General features: G+C 66.8%; 18 protein-coding genes. 6 read left to right on the forward strand and 12 right to left on the reverse strand.

The window, feature by feature from the left end; translation table 11 throughout:
* Positions 1-5: 5 nt before the first annotated feature.
* The 5 genes from gluA to JZ792_RS05015 all read left to right on the forward strand — a co-directional run bounded on the left by gluA (position 6) and on the right by JZ792_RS05015 (position 3717).
* Positions 6-734, forward strand: coding sequence for a glutamate ABC transporter ATP-binding protein GluA (gene gluA, locus JZ792_RS04995; protein ID WP_109527742.1), 729 nt, complete (start codon positions 6-8; stop codon positions 732-734).
* Between the two features lie 48 nt (positions 735-782).
* Positions 783-1616 (forward strand): glutamate ABC transporter substrate-binding protein, encoded by an 834-nt coding sequence (locus JZ792_RS05000; RefSeq protein WP_216907264.1) that lies wholly within the window; start codon positions 783-785, stop codon positions 1614-1616.
* 85 nt (positions 1617-1701) lie between these two features.
* Positions 1702-2373, forward strand: a complete 672-nt coding sequence (locus JZ792_RS05005; RefSeq protein ID WP_216907266.1) for an amino acid ABC transporter permease — start codon at positions 1702-1704, stop codon at positions 2371-2373.
* Positions 2370-3269 (forward strand): amino acid ABC transporter permease, encoded by a 900-nt coding sequence (locus JZ792_RS05010; protein WP_216907268.1) that lies wholly within the window; start codon positions 2370-2372, stop codon positions 3267-3269. Before JZ792_RS05005 ends, JZ792_RS05010 begins: the two co-directional genes overlap by 4 nt.
* 10 nt (positions 3270-3279) lie before the next feature.
* Positions 3280-3717, forward strand: a complete 438-nt coding sequence (locus JZ792_RS05015; protein ID WP_216907270.1) for a DUF1801 domain-containing protein — start codon at positions 3280-3282, stop codon at positions 3715-3717.
* Here the strand turns inward: JZ792_RS05015 and JZ792_RS05020 are convergent.
* From JZ792_RS05020 to JZ792_RS05040, 5 genes are read right to left on the reverse strand one after another with little or no spacing between them, the layout of a single operon-like run.
* Entirely contained in the window at positions 3699-5126 is a 1428-nt protein-coding gene (locus JZ792_RS05020) for an MATE family efflux transporter (RefSeq protein WP_216907272.1), read from the reverse strand. The two genes, JZ792_RS05015 and JZ792_RS05020, sit on opposite strands and share 19 nt — an antisense overlap.
* Positions 5123-6253, reverse strand: coding sequence for a PLP-dependent cysteine synthase family protein (locus JZ792_RS05025; RefSeq protein ID WP_216907274.1), 1131 nt, complete (start codon positions 6251-6253; stop codon positions 5123-5125). The genes JZ792_RS05020 and JZ792_RS05025 overlap by 4 nt, the downstream gene beginning before the upstream one ends.
* Positions 6254-6255: 2 nt before the next feature.
* The gene (locus JZ792_RS05030) at positions 6256-7617 is read right to left on the reverse strand and encodes a type III PLP-dependent enzyme domain-containing protein (protein WP_308165147.1); all 1362 of its coding nucleotides are present in this window, start codon (positions 7615-7617) and stop codon (positions 6256-6258) included.
* Positions 7608-8585 (reverse strand): ornithine cyclodeaminase family protein, encoded by a 978-nt coding sequence (locus JZ792_RS05035; RefSeq protein ID WP_254189293.1) that lies wholly within the window; start codon positions 8583-8585, stop codon positions 7608-7610. Before JZ792_RS05035 ends, JZ792_RS05030 begins: the two co-directional genes overlap by 10 nt.
* A complete protein-coding gene (locus tag JZ792_RS05040) occupies positions 8582-9592 on the reverse strand; it encodes a TauD/TfdA family dioxygenase (protein ID WP_216907276.1) in 1011 nt (336 codons plus the stop codon). The genes JZ792_RS05035 and JZ792_RS05040 overlap by 4 nt, the downstream gene beginning before the upstream one ends.
* 496 nt (positions 9593-10088) lie before the next feature.
* On the opposite strand from JZ792_RS05040, the gene JZ792_RS05045 reads away from it, so the two are divergent.
* Positions 10089-10850 carry a hypothetical protein gene (locus tag JZ792_RS05045; RefSeq protein ID WP_216907278.1) on the forward strand — a complete coding sequence of 254 codons (762 nt, stop codon included), beginning with the start codon at positions 10089-10091 and terminating at the stop codon, positions 10848-10850.
* 12 nt (positions 10851-10862) lie between these two features.
* Here the strand turns inward: JZ792_RS05045 and recX are convergent, their stop codons facing one another.
* The 7 genes from recX to JZ792_RS05080 form a co-directional block, all read right to left on the reverse strand.
* Positions 10863-11393, reverse strand: a complete 531-nt coding sequence (gene recX, locus JZ792_RS05050; protein ID WP_216907280.1) for a recombination regulator RecX — start codon at positions 11391-11393, stop codon at positions 10863-10865.
* 373 nt (positions 11394-11766) lie between these two features.
* A complete protein-coding gene (gene recA / locus JZ792_RS05055) occupies positions 11767-12810 on the reverse strand; it encodes a recombinase RecA (RefSeq protein ID WP_216907282.1) in 1044 nt (347 codons plus the stop codon).
* Between the two features lie 161 nt (positions 12811-12971).
* Positions 12972-14240 (reverse strand): aminoglycoside 3'-phosphotransferase, encoded by a 1269-nt coding sequence (locus JZ792_RS05060; RefSeq protein WP_216907284.1) that lies wholly within the window; start codon positions 14238-14240, stop codon positions 12972-12974.
* 60 nt (positions 14241-14300) lie between these two features.
* Positions 14301-14492, reverse strand: a complete 192-nt coding sequence (locus JZ792_RS05065) for a DUF3046 domain-containing protein (protein ID WP_109527568.1) — start codon at positions 14490-14492, stop codon at positions 14301-14303.
* A gap of 165 nt (positions 14493-14657) precedes the next feature.
* The gene (locus JZ792_RS05070) at positions 14658-15821 is read right to left on the reverse strand and encodes a glycosyltransferase (RefSeq protein ID WP_216907286.1); all 1164 of its coding nucleotides are present in this window, start codon (positions 15819-15821) and stop codon (positions 14658-14660) included.
* A 78-nt stretch (positions 15822-15899) separates the two neighbouring features.
* Complete coding sequence (locus JZ792_RS05075; protein WP_216907288.1) at positions 15900-16610, reverse strand: PIG-L deacetylase family protein; 711 nt, start codon at positions 16608-16610, stop codon at positions 15900-15902.
* A 204-nt stretch (positions 16611-16814) separates the two neighbouring features.
* Positions 16815-16988, reverse strand: coding sequence for a hypothetical protein (locus JZ792_RS05080; RefSeq protein WP_198654441.1), 174 nt, complete (start codon positions 16986-16988; stop codon positions 16815-16817).
* Between the last annotated feature and the right edge of the window lie 98 nt (positions 16989-17086).

Consider the following 17086-nt stretch of genomic DNA (forward strand, 5'->3'; position numbering starts at 1 on the left):
CGCCCATGATCGCGATGAGCAAGGTGGACAAGCATTTCGGCGAACTCCACGTCCTGCGCGACATCAATCTCGAGGTGCCCAGGGGTCAGGTCGTCATCGTGCTCGGCCCGTCCGGCTCGGGTAAGTCGACGCTGTGCCGCACCATCAATCGGCTGGAGCCGATCGATTCCGGCGATATCGCCATCGACGGGGTACCGCTGCCCGCCGAGGGAAAGGCGCTGGCGGCGTTGCGCGCCGACGTCGGCATGGTGTTCCAGTCCTTCAATCTCTTCGCGCACAAGACCATCGTCGAGAACGTGATGCTCGCGCCGATCAAGGTCCGCAAGGTCAAGAAGGACGCCGCCCGCGCACGCGCGATGGAACTGCTCGAGCGGGTCGGTATCGCGAACCAGGCCGACAAGTATCCGGCGCAACTCTCGGGCGGTCAGCAGCAGCGCGTGGCGATCGCCCGCGCGCTGGCGATGAGCCCGAAGGTGATGCTCTTCGACGAGCCGACCTCGGCCCTGGACCCGGAGATGGTCAACGAGGTGCTCGACGTCATGGTCTCGCTGGCCAAGGAGGGGATGACCATGCTCGTGGTCACCCACGAGATGGGTTTCGCCCGCCGGGCGGGCAATCGCGTGCTGTTCATGGCCGACGGATCGATCGTCGAGGACACCGAGCCCGAATCCTTCTTCACCGCACCGAAATCCGACCGTGCCAAGGATTTCCTCGGCAAGATCCTGAGCCACTGACCGCACTGGAACACGGCAACGAAAACCATAAGAGGAGTTAGGAACTCGATGAGGATCAACCGTGCACTGCGCTTCGGTGTCGGGGCGATCGCCCTGGCGCTCGCCGTCTCCGCCTGTGGCGGCGGCGACGACAAATCCGGCCTCGAAAACGCCAAGGACGGCAAGCTGACCGTCGGCATCAAATTCGATCAGCCCGGCCTCGGCCTGCGCAACAAGGACGGCTCGTTCAGCGGTTTCGACGTCGAGGTCGCCAAGTACGTCGCCGGGAAGCTCGGCGTGAAACCCGAGAACATCGAATTCAAGGAATCACCGTCGGCCCAGCGTGAGACGTTGATCGAGAACGGTCAGGTGGACTTCGTCGTCGCCACCTACTCGATCACCGACAAGCGCAAGGAGAAGGTCGATTTCGCCGGTCCGTATTTCGTGGCGGGCCAGTCGCTGCTGGTGAAGGCCGACAACACCGATATCACCGGCGCCGAATCGCTGACCGGCAACAAGAAGTTGTGCTCGGTGAAGGGTTCGACACCCGCGCAGAACGTCAAGGACAAGTACGCCAAGGACGTCCAGTTGCAGGAGTTCGACACCTACTCGCTGTGTGTCGAGGCGCTGCGCAACGGTTCGGTCGACGCCGTGACCACCGACGACATCATTCTCGCCGGTTTCGCCGCCCAGTCCCCCGGCCAGCTCAAGGTCGTCGGCAAACCGTTCACCACGGAGAACTACGGCATCGGCGTCAAGAAGGGCGATACCGAGATCCGCGGCCAGATCAACGACGCCATCGAGGCCATGATCGCCGACGGTTCCTGGTCCAAGGCCTTCGCCACGACGGTCGGCAGCTCGGGCTACCCGGCGCCGCAGCCGCCCACGGTGAACCGCTACTGATCCCGGCGCGGGTGGTCGGCGATCGCGCCGGCCACCCGTTTCGCCGAACTGCCGACCCCCTACCGATCGGAGGGATACGCCCACCGTGTTCGACCTGATCTCGGAATACGACACCAGGATTCTGGAAGCCTTCTGGGTGACCATCCAGCTGACCGTCTTCTCCGCCGTCGGCGCACTGATCCTGGGAACCCTGGTCGCCGCGATGCGCGTATCCCCGGTTCCGGTCGCTCGCGCGCTCGGCACCGCCTACGTCACCGTCTTCCGCAACACCCCGCTGACGCTGATCATCCTGTTCTGCTCGCTCGGTCTCTACCTCACGCTGGGCTGGAAGCTCGCGGGCGATTCGATCACCGACAACAACTACCGCTGGGCCATCGTCGGGCTCAGCGTCTACACCGGCGCGTTCGTCTGCGAATCGCTGCGCTCGGGTATCAACACCGTGGCGCTCGGCCAGTCCGAGGCGGGTCGCTCGCTCGGTTTCAGCTTCGCTCAGAATCTGCGTTACGTGGTGCTGCCGCAGGCCTTCCGATCGGTGATCGCCCCGCTGGGCAGCGTGTTCATCGCGCTCACCAAGAATTCGACGATCGCCTCGGCCATCGGCGTCGCCGAGGCGGCCTACCTCATGGCCGAGATGAACGAGAACGAGGCCGCCATCATCGCGATCGGCGCCATTTTCGCCCTCGGCTTCGTCTGTCTGACCCTCCCAGCCGGCCTGTTGTTCGGCTGGCTCGCCAAGCGATTCGAGGTGGCCCGATGAGCTCCGGCGCATCCGTACTTTTCGACGCGCCGGGGCCCCGCGCGCGGCTGCGCAACAACCTCATCTCGGTGCTGGTGGCCGCGGTGATCATCGCGCTCGGATTCGTGCTGTACCGGGCGTTCGACGAGCAGGGACAGTTCGCCGCCGAGAAGTGGAAACCCTTCCTGGACTCCGACGTCTGGGAGACCTACCTGCTGCCCGGCCTGAAGGGCACCATCGTCGCCGCGGTGCTCTCCATCGTCTTCGCGCTGGTACTGGGCATGATCTTCGGCATCCTGCGGCTCTCCGAACATCGGTGGGTGCGCATCGTGGCCGGTGCGATCGTCGAATTCTCCCGGGCCATCCCGGTGCTGATCCTGATGATCTTCCTGTTCGCGATCTTCTCCGAGTACAAAGTCTTCAAATCCGATGATCTGGCGCTGGCCGCGGTGGTCGTCGCGCTGACCATCTACAACGGATCGGTCATCGCCGAGATCGTCCGTGCGGGCATCCGCTCGCTGCCCAAGGGGCAGACCGAGGCCGCCGTCGCACTCGGCCTGCGCAAGAACCAGCTGATGCGTCTGATCCTGCTGCCGCAGGCGGTCACCGCGATGCTGCCCGCGCTGATCTCGCAAATGGTTGTCGCGCTGAAGGATACGGCGCTCGGTTATCAGATCACCTACGGCGAGATCGTCCGCGAGGGCAAGCAGCTCGGCGCGTCGGAGCAGAACATCATCCCGGCGCTGATCGTCGTCGCGGTCATCATGATCATCCTCAACAGTTCGCTGTCCTTCACCGCGACGAAGCTGGAGCAGAGGCTGCGTGCCAGGCGGCGGATCAAGGGTGGCGCCGTGCTCGCCGCCGATTCGGTGATCACCGACGCCGCCCCCGGCGTGGACATCGTGACCAGACGATGAGCGTCGACCGATGAGCATCGACGCGGCCGCCTTCGAGGAATTCCTGGCGGCGGCCGGGCCGAAGGCCGAGGAATTGCGCGAGCTCGACGCGATCATCCGGGCGAGCGCGCCCGCCTTCGAGCCGGTGCTGACCGGATCCATGGGCGCGAGCATGCTCGGATACGGCCTGATCCCCTACCAGAGCAAGAGTATGAAGAAGCCCTCCGAGTGGCCGGTGGTATCGCTGGCCGCTCGGAAGAACTATGTATCGCTGTATATTTCGGCGCTCCAGGACGGGCGCTACATCGCCGAGGTGTACGCGGACCGGCTGGGGAAGGTCTCGTGCGGCAAATCGTGTATCCGGTTCAAGCGTCTGTCGGACCTGGATACGGATACGGTCCGCGAAATCCTCGGCGATCTGGAGCGACGGTTCCTGGCGGGCGAGCAACTCTACGGCGAGCCGGGCTGAGCGGTGACGGTTCCCCGTCGCTCCGGTTCCGGCCGTAACGCCCGTAGGTCGTGGTCGAACCGCCGCAGCAGCAGCACCGCGGTGACCGCGAGGCCCGCGCACAGGCCGAGCCATACCCCCGGCCCGCGGAGCCCGAATCCGTAGGCGAAGACCAGCAGGACCGGCAGCCCCACGGCCCAGTAACCGATGAGCGTGATGCGGAACCCGCTCTTGGTGTTGCCGAGACCGCGCAGCAGTCCGACGCCGATGTTCTGCGCGCAGTCCATGAACTGCTGGACGACCGCCACCAGCAGCAGCGCCCGCGCCAGCGGCATCACCTCGGCGGCCTCGTCGCTGTCCAGGAACGGTCGCAGGACCAGTTCCGGCGCCACCAGGTACACCGCGCCGACCACGCCCATGACGATTCCGCCGAGGGTGAGCGCGGTGCGTGAGATGCGCTTGGCCTCGTCGAGATCTCCCTTGCTCACCACCCGGCTGACCAGGATCGATGAGCCGTGGGACAGTCCGATGGTGACCTGGAAGACGATATAGGTCAGTTGGATGACGACATTGTGCGCGGCCAGCGCGGCCGGACCGAAGCTGCCCATGATGAGGACCGCGACGGAGAAGATCCCGGCCTCGGAGCCGTAGGTGAGACTGATCGGGATCCCGAGGCGCAGAATTTCGCGGACCGTGCCCATATCGGCATGCCAGGCCTGGATCGACAGCAGGGGCGCGAGATGTTGGTCGCGGCGGACGATGAGGAAGAACGCGCCGAAGGTCAGCAGATTGACGAAGGACGTGGCCGCACCGATGCCGGTGAGCCCGAGGACCGGCAGGCCGAGCCAGCCGTAGATGAACGCGCCGTTGAGGGCGGCGTTGATACCGATCGAGGCGATGGTGACCCACAGCAGCGAACCCGGTCTGCGCATGCCGACGGCAAATTGGCGCAGCACGTTGAGCCACAGCATGGGCACGAGACCGAACGCGAGCGCGATCATCATCGGGCGGGCCAGTTCGAGGATGACCTGGTCCTGGCCGAACCATACGAGGGCGTAGCTCAACGCGGTGAGAACACCGCCCGCGAGCAGACCGACGACGGTGGCGACCAGGAAGGCCGCGCGCACGATCTGGCGGATCTCGGTATGGGCGCGCTGGTCGAGGTGATCGGTGCCCGCGCGCGCTTCCGAACGCCCCACCGCGGCGGCGACGAGATTGCCGACGGCGGTGACGACGCCAACGCACATGGTGCGGATCTGGTTGTAGAGGGTCAGTGCGAGCCCGCCCGCGGCGATGGCCTGGACCCCCAGCAGACCCATCATCGCCAGGTCGGTGGTGGTCAGGGCGACCTGGGCGAGTTGGATACCGGCAATGGGCGCGGCGAGGGCGATCAGCGGCCGACTCTCACGCACACCGAGGGCGATGGTCATGCCTGCGTCGGCCTACCCGGTTGCCGCGGATCCGAGGCCGACGAGACCTCGCGGGCGTATTCATCCAGCAATTGTCGAACCTCTCCCTCTGCGGCCGGACTCAGCAAATCCTTGTCACGCATCCACTCGTCGTTGAAGATCGTATCGAGATACTTCTCGCCTCCGTCGCACGCGATCGTGACCACCGTGCTACCGGAAGGTATTTCGCGGAGCAGTCGCATCGCAATATAGACCGCGCCACCGACCGAACCGCCGAGCATGAGTCCGTTGCGCCGCGCCACCACACGTGCCGTAGCAAACGCGTGGACATCGGATACCTTAACCCCCTCGTCGAGGAGTTCGTAGTCGATCGTGCTGCCGATCTCCCCACCGGGCGGCGTGCCCGTTCCCGATTGCCAGTACGGTCCGCCGGGACCGCCGAAGACGATGGAACCCACGGGTTCGACACCGATCACCGTCACCGACGACCCGAGACGACGCAGTTCGCGCGCGGTACCGAACAGCGAACCGCCCGTCCCCACCGAGCTGACCAGATAGTCGACGTCGGAGTTCAGATCGGTGCGCAGTTCGTGGGCGAGCGCGTGGTACCCCCGCGCGTTGCTCGGGTTGTTGTGCTGGTCGAAGAAGTAGGCGCCGTCCTCGGCCTCGGCGAGTTCGGCGGCGTGTTCTTCGCGCGCGGTCGCGCTCGGACCGTCGTCGCTGGTATCGGCCACGTACACCAGGCGGGTGCCCATGGCCGCCATCGCGCGCAATTTGTCCTTGGCGGCGTGGTTGTCCACCACGGCGGTGAAACGGTAGCCGCGCTCGGCCGCCATCACCGCGAGACCCAGGCCGGTATTTCCCGAGGTGGATTCGATGATGTGTCCGCCGGGTGGTAACCGGCCGTCGCGTTCGGCGTCGAGCACCATCTGCCTGGCCATGCGGATCTTCGCCGAACCCGTCGGGTTGAACTGCTCGAGTTTGAGCAACAGGCGCGAGCCCGACCCCGTCCGGCACAGTTCGATCAGCGGCGTGCGCCCGACCAGGTCGGAGACGCTGCCGACGATGTTCTCCGGCCGCGTGCCGACGGCCCGATCACCGCGATCGGTGCTGTCGTCGGTCGTACGCGCCACGTCGTCAACGGTCATGATCACATTCCTCCGCGCCGCGCGGATTCCCATCGCCAGCCGATGCGGTCCGACGTGGTCGTCACGACGATCTTCGGCGGCAATTCCAGCTGATGGAATTCCGATTCGTTCGAATCCATCTGGTATCCGGCGGTATTCGGATAGATCAGCAGATCGCCCCGGTGCGGAACGCGATCGAACCGAATCTTGCGCCAGGACAACATGTCGGTTTCCAGACAACTGGATCCGCCGACACAGGCACTGGTCGGCACACCTGTACCGCGCTGCGGCCACAGGAACGGGTCCGGCAGGTATTCGCTGGCGAACCATTGTTCGGACAGGCTCAGACTCAGCCCCGACGCGGTGATGAAACCGTATTCCTCGCGTTGTTTGTATCCGAGAACGGGAAATACCGTGAAACCGCAGCCGTCGAGCATCGCGCGGCCGGGTTCGATCAGCAACCGCGTCTCGGTCTGCGCGAATTTGGCCGCGAGATCGGCGTGCTGCGATGCCACCGAACTGGCCAGGATCGCCGCAAGCATCTCGCCGCCCGCGGGATCGGCGTGATACGGATAGAACCCGCTGAACTTCTTCCCGGTATGGAACCAGTCGTCGCGGTAGTCGCGCAGGAATTCCTGCCACGCGGTCTCGTCGACGTAGTCCACCGCGAATCCGCCGCCGATCGAGACCGACGTGGCCGCCAGACCCCGCGCCCGTGCCGCCAGGCACCGGTCGATCACGTCCGACGCCTGCCAGGCGCGCGGCGCGACGGCGTAGCCGGTGAGATGGAAGGAGAATCCCTCCATGGTGATCCGGGCGCGATGTTCCACGCACCGATCCAGCGCGAGCGCCAGCTCGGCGTCGTCGAATCCGAAGCGGCTGTGGGGATTCGAGGCCGGGAGTACCCGCAGCAGAATGCGCACGGGGTCGGCCGCGTCGGCGATGGCGACGAGCCGATCCAATTCGTCGAGCGCGTCGACCGCGATCAGACCGCGATGGCGGGCCGCCAGCCACAGCAGATCATCGGTTTTCGCGGGCCCGGTCACCACCAGATCCTCGCCGCGAACCCCATTCGCCAAGGCGTGCACCAATTCCGGCGCGCTCGCGACATCCACCCCGGCGTTCGCGCCCGCGCAGGCACGCGGCCAGCACGCGGCCTTGTTGGCCTTCTTGCCGAAGTAGACCTTGCCGTCCACGCCCGCGGTGACCATGGCGTCGACGAATCCCGCCAGGTTCACGGTGAACTGGTCGGGATGCAGCACATGAAAAGGGCCGCCGCCCACCGCGTCGGCGATATCGCCGAGTGCGGCGGGGTCGGCGTAGACGCGCCGCACCCACTCCGGCTCACGCGCCGGTAGCGGGTGGGCGGCCTGTGTCACTTCCACAGTCGTAGCTCCTGTCCACGGCCCGCTTCGATGGCGCGGGTGGCCAATGCGTGTCCCACGGCGATATCGGTGACGACGAGACCGCTGTTGTAGGCGAATACCCGATCCTCGGGTGTTTTACGGCCGAACCCGTTGCCCGCGAGTATGTGCGGCAGTTCGGCGTCGACCGGTCGCAGTGATCCGTCCGAATCCGCCAGATACTTTCCGGTGACGGCCAACTGGCTCGCGCTGGTGGCGATGGCGTAGTCGGAGTCGAGCAGGGCCGAATCGGCGACGCCGTATCCCACGTCGACCAGCACCGCGCCGGGTTTGAGCGAATTCGTCCGAATCTTGACCTCGGTGGCCGGACCCGAGGCGGCCAGCACGATATCGGCCTCGCCGGCCGCGCCGTACGGATCGGTGACGATCTCGATCGTGCGGTCCGGGTGATGCCCGGCGAATACCTCCAGTACCGCGGCGATCCCGGCCTCGTGGGTTCCGTACAGCATCAGGTGGTCCAGATCGGGCAATACCGACAGCAGATACGGCAGCGCCTGGCGTCCCTGGGTGCCGGTTCCGATCAGCAGCGCCGACCGCGCGGTCGGCGCGGCGCTCGCCTCGGCGAGCAGCGCGGTGGCCGCCGGTGTGCGCAACGCGCCGATCCTGGCGCAGTCCATCAGCGCGATGGGAGCGCCGGTCTCGTCGTCGTAGAGCGTGATGGTCGTGTAGTAGTTCTTCTCACCACGCCCCTTCTCCTGTTTGTACGAGGTCTTGAAGGCGACGACCTTCCTCGAACCGTCGTAGCCGAGCATCGAATACGAGATCGAATCCCGATCCGGAACCGGTAGCGCGATCTTGGCCGGATTGCGCGAGTGCCCTTGTGCGAGGGTCACATAAACATCGCGCACGGAGGCGATCACTTCGGCGGGGGTTATGGCGATATCTACCAGATCATTACGCGAGAGCACGCGCAGCGGCATGTCAGTCATTTCGACTCCAAACAGAGATATTCGACCTGCTGACCGTATCCGTTCTCATCGAGTTCCGTGACCGGACGGGGCCTATCCGGCATGGCGATATTCACCCGCTTCAGCCACCGATCGGTGCCGTCGAAACGCGCCGTGAACGGAACTCGTCCGTGCACCACTACGTCGTTGTCGACGATGGCGACATCACCGGGTTCGAGCACGACACGCCTGCCGACACGCTCGAGTTCCTGGCTCAATCGCCGGTATGCCGCTTGATATTCCGGGTCGGCCTCGGTCCACGGCGTGAAGTCCGGGTCGTAGCGCAGACACAGCCCGTCCGACCGTTCCCACAGTGTCGGAATCGGTCCGGCGGGGCCCCACCGTTCCATATCCCCGTAGGTGAGATCGGGCATGATCGGAATGGTCGGGCGCAGGAGTGTCGCGCGATCGGCGGGTGAGAGTTCGACATCGCGCACCGAGGAGATGGTCGTCGCCACCGCGTCCACATTGCGAATACAGCTGAGCAGGAATACATGCGAGCGATGCGGATGGAAGGCGTCCTCGGTGTGCGGACTCAGCAGCAGCGAACTGCTCGCCCCGGTCTGCACGTTCTCGTAGCCGCGCGCGGGCATGACATTGTTCACCAGCCGCCCTTCCTGCTGACCGCGCCAGCCGAAGGGACGGCCGATCATACTGCCGAGCAACAGCATCTGTAGGTCCGTCGGCAGGCTCGCGGCCTCGTCGACGGCCGACCAGATGGGCGGGGTGCGGCCCAGCGAGCGCTCGTCGACGACCAGGCCGCGGACCACGCAGATGCCGCTGTCGGTCGCCGGTGGGCGGATCTTCTCGCGCAACTCGCCGTCCATATTCGCGGCGAACGCCGAGATCGCTTGCCTACAGCGAGGATTGGACAGCGATCCGTATGCCGCGGCCAGCGTCGTCCCGAGCTCGTGCAGAAGGGTCCGCGATCTCGGGCCGAGCGTCCGGATCTCGAGCGGACGCACAGTGCTGTCCACCGCAGACGACATCCTGAAATCTCCCTTCGCGAGGCACGCCGCGGTCCGCGGTCCGTGTGGTCTTTCGGCTGTGCGCGGAAAACTGGTGGCGGGTCGTGACGCAGGACTCCACCGGCACATCGAGAACGGTCACGAGACTATCCGAAGGCCAGATGGTTAGGCAAGGCATCCCTAACCGAAGGTCGATCTCTCGTGATCATCCGAATCGCCTCTCTCCCAACGATGTTCATCCATGATGTGGACGCGTGCGTAGCACGCGCGTCGTTCACAGGATGCGCGAGAGCCGGAAAGCGATCGATAGGGGCTCCGCGCCGCGATCCCGATCAGTAAAGCAAGCGGCGCCGCCCCCTCCGTCGGCCCCCCTCACAAATCCCTCGGGCCGCGCGTACGGGATTCGCGCGGTCCGAGAGTTCGATACGGCCACAACCCATTTCGAGTACCCCGGCAGCGGGGGCGGATACTGCCGTACCGTGCGGAATCGTCGTCGCACTGCTCTATGGTGTCGGGCATGACGGACATGGCGAAGGCCGCGAAGGAAGCGCCGGATCTCGACGCGTTGCGGGCGGCGGCGACGGCGCTGCGCGCGGAGGATCTCGACCCCCGATGGCTGGCGAATCTGGTGGGGGCCGAGACCGGTTCCTGGCCGGAATTCGCCGCACTGGCGCACAGGACCGTGCCCCCGGACGATCGATGGATCGTCATGGAATTGTGCAGGCGCACACTGACCGCGCCCGGTTCCCGGCTCGAACTCGACAAGGACACCCGCGTCGGGAAGCCGTTCTTCCACCACGGGGATCTGGTCGTCGCGGGCGACCTGCGGGTGGTGGCCCCGTTCCTCGTCACCGGATCGGTGACGGTGCGGAACGTGTTCACGGATTCGGGCCCGGACTCGTCGGTGATGATCGGAGACGGCCTGCGAGCCCGCGCCGTCTACACCGACGGCGAGATGTATGTGAGCGACACGATCTCGGCCGAGATCGTCTACTGCTACTACAACGACCACACCCTCGAGGCGAAGGCGATCGAGGCCGGGCTGGTCATCGAGGACGACCACTGCGTCATCGCCACCGTGCGGGCCGAGCACCATTTCGACATGGACACCTTCCGGCAGGGGTACGGAGAAGGCGTGCAGGACAGACTGCGCGAACTCCTGGCGCCCGAGGTCTTCGTCCACGAGCCCGACGACGAGCCGCGCATGGACCACCGGCTGCTGTTCGAGCGTCTGCATCAGGGACTGGAAGTACTCCGGCAAGCACCGGCCCACCCCTGAGCCCGCTGTCGATCAGTCGAACTCGTCGGCCGATTCGATCCCGGCGAGTTCGGCTTTCACGACGGTGAAGGCGGTGGCGCTGCTGTACCCGCGGCGGGCCAGCATGCCGACCAGGCGGCGCACCGTCTTGTCGGCGTCGAGATCCCGGGGCATGGTGCGGAGTTTGCGCCGGACCAACTCGGTGGCACGGGCCGTCTCGTCGTCGGAGGAGATCGCCTCGAGGGCAGGTTCGGCATCGGACCGCGCGACGCCCTTGCGGCGCAGTTCCTGCGCGAGTGCCTGCCTGCCCTTACCCGAGAACGTGTGGCGGGACTGCACCCACTGTTCGGCGAAGGCCGCGTCGTCGATCAGCCCCACCTCGGCGAGACGTGCCAGTGCCAGATCGGTGATCTCTTCGGTGTAGCCCTTCTCCGCCAGACGCCGTGCGAGTTCGGCGCGGCTGCGAGCACGGACAGCGAGCAGGCGAAGACACGCGTCCTTCGCCTGCTCGACCGTCCCGCCCTGCGGGGTGCGCTCGGCACCGCGCCCGGATCCGGCCGCCACCGGATCCCCCCGTCGGCCGCCGGTTCCTCCCTCGGCGGCCGTCCGGGAGTCATCTGTCGTGAATCGCGCTCGGCGACCCCGTGAACGACCCGCGCGAGCGGTGGCCCCGGTCGAGCGTCCCCGCTGCGGATCGGGTTCGCTCGACCGGGCGCCCGCGAAGTCCTGATCGCCCGAACCACCTTCGGCCGACCGGACTGGTCGTTGTTCCCACCCGTCCGTACGGGAAGGGATCGTCTCGGCGACACCGAGTTCGGCCAGACGCCTGCGCATCTCCGAGACGGGATCGGTCGCCGCCGGGTGTGAGCCAGGTCCGTTCGACCGCCCCGCACCCGGACCGGTCTCCGAGGACGCTGTGCTCATGGTCGGCCCCGGATCAGAATTCCGCGGGAACCTCGGCACCGGCCTCCGCCGTCACCACGGCGCCGATACCCAGCTTCTCCTTGATCTTCTTCTCGACCTCGTCGCGGATATCGATGTTCTCGAGCAGGAATTTGCGGGCGTTCTCCTTGCCCTGGCCCAGCTGGTCGCCCTCGTAGGTGTACCAGGAGCCGGACTTGCGGATGAAGCCGTGCTCGACGCCCATATCGATGAGGGAGCCCTCCTTGGAGATGCCGTGGCCGTAGAGGATGTCGAATTCGGCCTGCTTGAACGGCGGCGACACCTTGTTCTTCACGACCTTGACGCGGGTACGGTTGCCGACCGCGTCGGTGCCGTCCTTGAGGGTCTCGATACGGCGCACGTCCAGGCGCACCGAGGCGTAGAACTTCAGCGCCTTACCACCGGTCGTGGTCTCCGGCGAACCGAACATGACGCCGATCTTCTCGCGCAACTGGTTGATGAAGATGGCGGTGGTGCCGGAATTGTTGATGGCGCTGGTCATCTTGCGCAGGGCCTGGCTCATCAAGCGGGCCTGCAGGCCGACGTGACTGTCGCCCATCTCGCCCTCGATCTCGGCGCGCGGCACCAGGGCGGCGACGGAGTCGATGACGATGATGTCGATGGCGCCGGAACGGATCAGCATGTCCGCGATCTCGAGGGCCTGCTCACCGGTGTCGGGCTGGGAGACCAGCAGCGCGTCGGTATCGACACCGAGTTTGCGCGCGTAGTCGGGATCGAGCGCGTGCTCGGCGTCGATGAAGGCGGCGACACCGCCCGCGGTCTGGGCATTGGCGACGGCGTGCAGGGCGACGGTGGTCTTACCCGAGGATTCCGGACCGTAGATCTCGACGATGCGGCCACGGGGCAGGCCGCCGATGCCGAGGGCGACGTCGAGGGCGATGGAACCGGTCGGGATCACCGAGATCGGCTGGTGGGCTTCCTCGCCCAGCCGCATGACCGCGCCCTTGCCGAAACTCTTCTCGACCTGGGCCAGCGCCAGTTCGAGCGCCTTGTCGCGGTCGTACGCCTGTGGTGCCATGTCCTGATCCCCTTTTCGCCGGGTGAAGTCTCGTTCTTTGGTTGGCGCCCACATTAGAGGGCGGCACCGACAAGTTCCGGCGCCCAGCTTAAACGAACAGATGTTCGAGTCAAGTGACGCGGCCGAGATCATGTCGCGGCGTCGCGGCGGGGCAGGAGGGATCAGAACAATTCGTCCACCAGGCGGTAGTAGTCCGATCGCCGCCGGTCCGGGTCCGCGAGTCCGTAGGCGTCGAAGAACGCGTCCACCGCCGCGGCGCCGAAATCCTCGCGCAGGTCGCGTTCGGCCAATGCCAGGTCGCGGTACCGGTCCGCGACGCCGAGCCGGTCCACATCGATCAGGATTCCGCCCTCCAGCACATTGGCCGGGGTGAAATCACCGTGCGTGACAACGAGATCCGACTCGTCGGGGCGTTCGGCGACCAAGCGGCGCAGCAGATCCTCCGGTGTGCTCCCCGCGTGGTCGTCGTCGAAATCGCCGGAATCGACCAGCCCCTCGAGCACATTTCGGCGCGCGGGCGCGAGCGTCGCGTCCAGCCCGCCGTCGAACGGACACCCCTCCGTCGGGAGAGCGTGCAGGTCACGCAACAGCGTGCCGAGGGTCGCGCCGACCGTTTCGGCCCGCCGCGACCCGGCTCCTCCCTCTTCGGACAACTCCGCCATGCCATCGACTCGACGCGCCGAGCCCGCCGCCAGGCTCGGCACTCCCGCGTCGGCGAGGACGAGAACGTCCGATTCGAACGCGGCGATATCCGGTACCCGAATTCCACTGTCGCGCAACCAGTTCAGACGGGCGTACTCCGCGACGGCGCGTGGACCGCGCTTCATCCAGAAGGTGCCGTTCACGCGCACCACCCCGCCGCTCATTCCCTCGTGGTCGTCGGAGAACTCCGGGTCCGCACCGAACAGTGCCGCGATCATCGGCGGCAGCGGTATCCGCGCGTTCTCGACGGTTTCCCACGCGATCCTCGCCGATTCGATCGATTCCGGATCGCCCTCGGCGACCCGCAGGCGCAGCGCCTCTCGCAGCAGCGCCCGCGCGGCCTCGGTGTCGCCCTGTTCGGCCAGGGCCTTGCCCAGATGTTGCACCGCGGTCGAGAGCACCTCGGGCGCGCGATCCCGGGCCGCGTCCACCGCGCGGCGGTACAGCGCGATCGCGGTGACGGCGTCGCCCCGGTACCGATAGACATCGGCGAGGTTGATCCACACCGTGATGGCGCGGGTCTCGGTGTCGACGGTCTCCAGCGCCCGATCGAGATGGTCGAGCGCCTCCTCGTACCGACCGAGCAGCATCAACTCGATACCGGTGCGCCGGTAGTCCGCGAAATCACCGGGCACGGCGGCCGCCACCCGCGCCGCCAGCGCCTCGGGATCGGCGGGGATCATCCGCTGTCGTTCATCGAAGGCATACGCGCGCGGGTCCGCCGTCATCGCGTTCGCCCGGGAATTCTCGTCATCGCTCGTCGGCTCCTGCCTCCGTGCTCCGTCTCGTCACCACCGCACCCGCGGCACATCGAATTCGGCGCACAGTGCCCGCCAGACCTCACGCGGGTCGACACCGGCCTCGATCGCGTCCGCCCCGGTACGCCCGAGAGACAGAATCGAATGGTCGTTGAGCAGGGCGTCGCCGCGCGCCACCCCGAACTCGGTATGCAACAGTTCCTGGAATTCGGTCAACCGCACCGTTTTCAAGATACTCGCGTCCGCCTTCGGCCTCCGACCCGCACCGCGTCGCTGGACCACCGTGACACTCGGACTCGGCGGCCGCGTGGTATCCGCCGCCGACAGAGGTCCGGTTCGTCCTCCGGCGGTCGCGACAGGAACCACCCGCCACGCGCGGGAACCCGGTCAGCGGTGGTCGGCCGTGGTGACGACGCCGTGACAGAGGGCGATCGGGTCGGAGACCTCGCCCGCGCTCTGTGCCGCGTGCTGGGCCGCCGCCGTGTATCGCGGGTCGTCGAGTATCGCGAGCACGGCAGTCCGCACCGCGTCGGCGGTCAACGGCCTGATCAGGATCGAACTGCCCTGGCGGACCGCCCTGTTGGCCAGCTCCCACTGGTCCCCGCCACCGGGGACGGTGATGATCGGAACCCCGGCGATCAGGGATTTCGTGAGGAGTCCGTGGCCGCCGCCACCGATGGTGAGGGCGGCGTGGGTCAGCAGTTCGTCCTGACGGCCCAGCCCCGCGGTGGCCCAGGAGGGCAGGTCGGCCGGCGGCGTGTCGAGCATGGAGATCGCGAGACGGACGCCGGTGCCGTCGAGGGCCTCCAGCACCGTCTCGACCATTCCCGCGACGCCGGTGTGCGCGGTGGACGGGGCGACCATGACGACCGGACCGTCACCGGGCGGCAGCGCGAGGATCTCCTCGGTGGGCTCCCAGAACAGCGGGCCGATCAGGTGGGCGTTGTCGGGCCAGTCCGGACGTGGCAGCTCGATGGCGGGAATGGTGGCGATGAGCCGTGCGGCGGGACCGGGGTCGGTAGCGGGCAGACCCACCGTCCGCCTGGCCTCCTCGCGCTGGCGTTGCCCGTTGCGGATCGCGCGGGCGGTCATGGTGCGCAGCACACCGTCGCGCATCCGTCCGCGCATTCCCTCGCCGACGGCGAGCCCGCTGCCGATGGGCGGCAGCGCCTTCGACGGCAGATAGAGCGGATGCGGGGACAGTTCCACCCACGGCACCCCGAGTCGTTCGGCGGCGAGACCACCGCCCGCGGTCAGCACGTCCGACACCACCAACTCGGGCAGCATCGCGCTCAGATCGGGCAGGATCTCGGTCGAGATATGCGCGGCGCGTTCGTGGATGCGTTGCCCGGCATCGGCGTCGTCGTCGGTCGCGCGCGGAGCCAGACCTTTGAGTCTGCGTACCGCGATCCCCGCGTTCTTGGCGGTGTCGAACCATCGCGGTCCGGTGAACAGCACCGGATCGTCCCCGGCAGCCAGGAACCGCTCACACAGCGCCAACGCCGGAAACGCATGCCCGGGGTCAGGCCCGGCGACTACGGCAACACGCATTCGCCCAGCCTGCCACACCGGTCCCGGCGGTGACGGCACCCGCCCTCCGGACATCGGAGCGCGAACTCGGAGGGCAACTCAGCCGCCGAACCGGTACAGCTCGAAACCGACCGCACGCGCCGCGGGGAATCCTTCCTTCGGGCTCGTCGCCATCTCGATGATCGCGCCCACCTGGGATTCGACGGGTTCCTCGCTCAGAATCTCCAGATAGCGGCGATGCGCGGCCAGCGAAGCCACCGCCAGGTCGATCGTCGCGGTGACATCGACCGCGTGGGTGGCCTTCGGGCCGACCACCGCGGCGTACCGGGCCGACCACGGCGTCGGATCGGACAACTCCGGGAAGATCCATTCGTTGCCCGCGTCGGAGATCGCGTCCAGTCCGGCCCGGCCGACGGCGCGGTGATCGGCGCTGTTGACGTATCCGGGAGCCCAGGTGTCACCGAAGTGGAACAGCACCACCATCTCCGGGCGATGGCGACGGATCGCGGCGGCGAGATCACGGCGCAGAGCCAACGTCTCCTGTACTCGTCCGTCGGGGTAGCCCAGGAATTCGACCTCGCGCACGCCGACCACCTCGGCCGCCGCGATCTCCTCGGCCTCGCGCAGTGGACCCGCCTCGGCGGGCGGCACCCCGGCCATTCCGGCCTCGCCGCTCGTCACGAGTACATAGCGAATATCTTTTCCCATGCCCGTCCAGCGGGCGACCGCCGCCGCGGCTCCGTATTCGATATCGTCGGGATGCGCGACGATCACGAGCCCGCGCTGCCAGTCCTCGGGTACTTGGTCCACGGTTCCCCATTCAAGCAGTGACGAATGGACTTCCGGTGTAATCAACGGACCGGACCGCCGCGGCGAGACCGCCACTCGCGGCGGCCTTCTCCGCCCAGCGAACTCGCCGGAGCCGATCCGACGGCGGGCAGCAACCTGGACGGAGCCGTTAGCCGGTGGCCCGCACCCGGCCGGAAAGCGCCTATCCCGCAGCGTATTCGCGCACTACAGCTTGGTGACGCTCGAGTTGTCCGACCCCGAGATCGCCTTGTACAGCAGGTACAGGCCGAACACCACGACGCTGATCACCAGGATCGGGAACAGTCCCTTGATCAGCGCACCGACGAGGGTGAGCACGATCCAGACGACCGCGACGACACCGATTATCTTCCACAGCATTTCAGCCTCCTGAAGTCTCCGACGATCCGCCGTCCGGTGGTTCGTCACCTCCATGCTGGCAGCGTCGGGTAGGTAAATCACCAGCTCACCACCGATAT

The organism is Nocardia noduli (assembly GCF_019038455.1).
Taxonomy (GTDB): Bacteria; Actinomycetota; Actinomycetes; order Mycobacteriales; family Mycobacteriaceae; genus Nocardia; species Nocardia noduli.

Bases quoted from the DNA above. Each gene is read 5' to 3' on its own strand.
- JZ792_RS05045 (WP_216907278.1), top strand. From the start codon at position 10,089: ATGACGGACATGGCGAAGGCCGCGAAGGAAGCGCCGGATCTCGACGCG.
- JZ792_RS05040 (WP_216907276.1), bottom strand. From the start codon at position 9,592: ATGTCGTCTGCGGTGGACAGCACTGTGCGTCCGCTCGAGATCCGGACG.
- JZ792_RS05000 (WP_216907264.1), top strand. From the start codon at position 783: ATGAGGATCAACCGTGCACTGCGCTTCGGTGTCGGGGCGATCGCCCTG.
- JZ792_RS05060 (WP_216907284.1), bottom strand. From the start codon at position 14,240: ATGACGGCGGACCCGCGCGCGTATGCCTTCGATGAACGACAGCGGATG.
- JZ792_RS05010 (WP_216907268.1), top strand. From the start codon at position 2,370: ATGAGCTCCGGCGCATCCGTACTTTTCGACGCGCCGGGGCCCCGCGCG.
- JZ792_RS05020 (WP_216907272.1), bottom strand. From the start codon at position 5,126: ATGACCATCGCCCTCGGTGTGCGTGAGAGTCGGCCGCTGATCGCCCTC.
- JZ792_RS05015 (WP_216907270.1), top strand. From the start codon at position 3,280: ATGAGCATCGACGCGGCCGCCTTCGAGGAATTCCTGGCGGCGGCCGGG.
- JZ792_RS05025 (WP_216907274.1), bottom strand. From the start codon at position 6,253: ATGACCGTTGACGACGTGGCGCGTACGACCGACGACAGCACCGATCGC.
- JZ792_RS05070 (WP_216907286.1), bottom strand. From the start codon at position 15,821: ATGCGTGTTGCCGTAGTCGCCGGGCCTGACCCCGGGCATGCGTTTCCG.
- recA (WP_216907282.1), bottom strand. From the start codon at position 12,810: ATGGCACCACAGGCGTACGACCGCGACAAGGCGCTCGAACTGGCGCTG.
- JZ792_RS05080 (WP_198654441.1), bottom strand. From the start codon at position 16,988: ATGCTGTGGAAGATAATCGGTGTCGTCGCGGTCGTCTGGATCGTGCTC.
- JZ792_RS05035 (WP_254189293.1), bottom strand. From the start codon at position 8,585: ATGACTGACATGCCGCTGCGCGTGCTCTCGCGTAATGATCTGGTAGAT.
- gluA (WP_109527742.1), top strand. From the start codon at position 6: ATGATCGCGATGAGCAAGGTGGACAAGCATTTCGGCGAACTCCACGTC.